The sequence below is a fragment of the Siphonobacter sp. BAB-5385 genome, from assembly GCF_002261125.1.
Classification (GTDB): domain Bacteria; phylum Bacteroidota; class Bacteroidia; order Cytophagales; family Spirosomataceae; genus Siphonobacter.
Genome location: NZ_NMPS01000264.1, coordinates 1 through 2,767 on the forward strand (window position 1 = coordinate 1; position 2,767 = coordinate 2,767).

The 2,767-nt window shown below is 49.1% G+C and carries 5 protein-coding genes; all 5 read right to left on the reverse strand.

All coding sequences use genetic code 11. The features are described from left to right. The coding region (locus BWI93_RS27205; RefSeq protein ID WP_141217625.1) for a hypothetical protein at window positions 1–224 on the reverse strand (224 nt) is incomplete at its 3' end. Window positions 225–263: 39 nt separating this feature from the next. Beyond that, complete coding sequence (locus BWI93_RS27210) at window positions 264–698, reverse strand: hypothetical protein (RefSeq protein WP_094817076.1); 435 nt, start codon at window positions 696–698, stop codon at window positions 264–266. Then, window positions 691–1,086, reverse strand: coding sequence for a hypothetical protein (locus BWI93_RS27215; protein ID WP_094817077.1), 396 nt, complete (start codon window positions 1,084–1,086; stop codon window positions 691–693). The genes BWI93_RS27210 and BWI93_RS27215 overlap by 8 nt, the downstream gene beginning before the upstream one ends. 62 nt (window positions 1,087–1,148) lie before the next feature. Continuing rightward, window positions 1,149–2,216: a patatin-like phospholipase family protein gene (locus tag BWI93_RS27220; RefSeq protein WP_094817078.1), complete on the reverse strand. Its 1,068-nt coding sequence runs from the start codon at window positions 2,214–2,216 to the stop codon at window positions 1,149–1,151. Then, window positions 2,188–2,724, reverse strand: coding sequence for a M15 family metallopeptidase (locus BWI93_RS27225; RefSeq protein ID WP_094817079.1), 537 nt, complete (start codon window positions 2,722–2,724; stop codon window positions 2,188–2,190). The genes BWI93_RS27220 and BWI93_RS27225 overlap by 29 nt, the downstream gene beginning before the upstream one ends. Window positions 2,725–2,767 lie beyond the last annotated feature (43 nt).

Sequence of the window (2,767 nt, forward strand, 5' to 3'; positions counted from 1 at the left end):
ATAGTAGCTTTTACATCGTCATAATCAACGTCCTCATACTGGTCACGAGTTTGAGTCCACCACTTGTGAAGAGTGTCTTCAGTCAACTCGTTATTTTTAATTTCTTCGGCGTAAAGTTCGATGAAGTGATCAGCAGCCTTTTCGATTTGATCTTCCATAATGTTTTGCGGCACAGGGCCATATTCTTGTAGAGAAATATAAATATATAAAAACCCGCCCAGCATCACCAGACGGGTTTCCTCTTTCCCTTAACCAAAACTATATTATGGATGAACCGAATCGCGTTTCGCAGAATCTTTGCGAACGGTATCCGGTTTAATCTTTACAGTTGCTACGGTTGTATCCCCAACCTGCACTTTCACCACTTCGGCGTTCGGATTGGCTAGCACCGATACCAGGGCTTTGACTTCCTGGTTCTTTTCCTGTTTGATAGCGGCCTTCTCCGCTTCTTTGGTGGCAACGGTATCTTTCACTACGGTTTGCAGTGAATCCCGTTCGACGGTGAGCACTTTGATCTTGTGCTGATTCCATACCGGATCTCCGTACTTACGGGCCAAGAGGAAAATACCCAGGGCCACAATGGAGTACACGGACAGGCGAGCCAGTAACGCTAACGTTCCTAGCAAAAACGCTGGTAAAATTTTCTTCTCTACATCCCAAAACGGCAACCAGGTTTCGAAATACCATCTTTTAGGCATCTTTTTTAGATTTGAGTTTATCGATAAGTAGTTCTAAGGCAGCAATGAGGAACGCCCTATTTTTAAACATAATCGCCATACTTCGCAGGAACCTAAGGAAGGCAAGGCCTAATTCGACTCCGCTTCCCCCCACCACAAAGTATAGAAAGTGATCGGCTTCCCTTTTAAAGTACTCACCGGCTGGTTCGGTGCAATACACGGAAACCAGAGTACCGATCACGAACATTGCCGAATTGTATTTGATTCGTTCTGTGGTCGGCAGACGTTTTCGTTTAGGTTTAAAAATAACCTCGTAAACGTAGCGTACAAGCAGTCCGAACAGCGACCCATATACCGCGGCTAGCAAGTGGCTGGGCATCACACCCATCGCCTCAATAAGTTCTCTCATGAATCGTTGATTCGGTTAGCGGCCTGCATAGTTCTATCGTGGGTTGAATGGGTGGGAATAGGCTAGGCTACCTGAGCGGCGAAATATGCTTCGGCGTGAATCTTACCGAGCCTTTCCCGGTTGCGTAAAGCCTTAGGATCAGTACTCAGGCTATTACCCAGCTCGTTTTCATAAGGCTGGATTTTCGAAAAGTTGTAGTACCGATACGTTTTCTTCCCGTCGGTTGTCGTACCGCCGTTAGCCTGGGCAATTCGGTTAACCAGCTCAAAGGTTTTAAAGTCGGAAACGCCCATCTCGTTCATAATGATTGAGTAGGTCCGGCCTACGGCTTCGAGCAGATTCATCTTACCATCGTAGTGCTCGGGTAGGAAATCGTTGTTGCAGTTTGCCGCGACTGCACCCCAGCGGTGAGTAGGCGTTTCGTCCCGGTCAATGTATTCGACGGCCGACATGATCGGGGAATTATCCCGTACGCCGCCATCAGCACAGTTCCGGTACACGGTACCGTCTTTGAGGCGGATCGAGTCAATCAACGCCCAGAATCCCGGCATCGTGGCACTGGCCCAGAGAGCTTTACAGAACTCGGTATCGTCGTCAAAGTCCTCAGGCCCTACGCTAACAGCATCACCTGTATCGTAGCACACGAACCGGCATCGGAAAGGGATCGCCATATCGGCAAGCTTGACGTGCTGCTTGAGCAACTCAAACAAGGGCGTGTTATCAGCCAAAGCGGGCAGTTTCTTAAGCTGATCGCCGGCTTTCTTCAGGACCTTCTTTTTATTCGTGACCAGCTGCCAGATGGTGCCCACATTGCCTTTGATGCCCAGGTGAGCGAGCACTGCTTCGGTATCGACCGAGATTTGTCCGGACTGCTCATTAATGAACGGGGAAGTCCAGATCATTTTATGCTGCTCTACGACTAATCGGTCGGCCAGTGCGTACAGCTCCTTGGTTTTTCGCATGGCCAGGAACACACTGGCGAGTGTGCCAGCGGATACGGCTTCGATGTAATCAGGCCAGACGTTATACTTTTCAAACGTCTTAATGATGCCTACGTGAAAGTGAAAGTTGAAAGCCCCTCCCTGAAAGATGGCCGCCAGCTTATCGATCGTGATTTGGTTTTGTATCATTTCCGACGTATTTATTGGTGAATTTGATCGGGTCGAAAGCAGGTTGAAAAAGCTGCGTAGCCCGTACCCCGCGAAACTGGAAATGCGGATAATCAACAAAGCCCGTCCAGTTACCACCCCACTCAATACGTTGATCTTCGAGTGCAAGAGACGCGAACTTTTTAAAGTAAGGCACGTCGTAAAAAGCCTTTTTGCCTTTTTTGAAGGCAATGTCGTACGCCAGTGATGGACCTACCGAGTGAAGCGTTTTGCCGGGTTTGGCGTTGGTTACCTTCCGCTTGTTTTCCTCTGCGGTGAGAGGTCCAAGACCTGCGGTTTTACGAAGAGCATTTACTTTGGCAAGATCCTCTCGGCCCTGGGCGTAATAGGCTTGCTGCTCTTCCAGGGACCTGCGTGTTTCGGTTAAGAACGGCTGCGGGTCATCTGGATACTGTTCGGCGTACCGTTTAGCGGTCTGCTTGAAGTTATCAAGCAGATAGGGGTGAAGTTCTTCAGGTTTTCTTCCCATGGCTTAGGATAGTAAACCGGGCAGCCCTTCAAAGGAGCCGCCC

Bases quoted from the DNA above. Each gene is read 5' to 3' on its own strand.
- BWI93_RS27220 (WP_094817078.1), bottom strand. From the start codon at position 2,216: ATGATACAAAACCAAATCACGATCGATAAGCTGGCGGCCATCTTTCAG.
- BWI93_RS27225 (WP_094817079.1), bottom strand. From the start codon at position 2,724: ATGGGAAGAAAACCTGAAGAACTTCACCCCTATCTGCTTGATAACTTC.
- BWI93_RS27210 (WP_094817076.1), bottom strand. From the start codon at position 698: ATGCCTAAAAGATGGTATTTCGAAACCTGGTTGCCGTTTTGGGATGTA.
- BWI93_RS27215 (WP_094817077.1), bottom strand. From the start codon at position 1,086: ATGAGAGAACTTATTGAGGCGATGGGTGTGATGCCCAGCCACTTGCTA.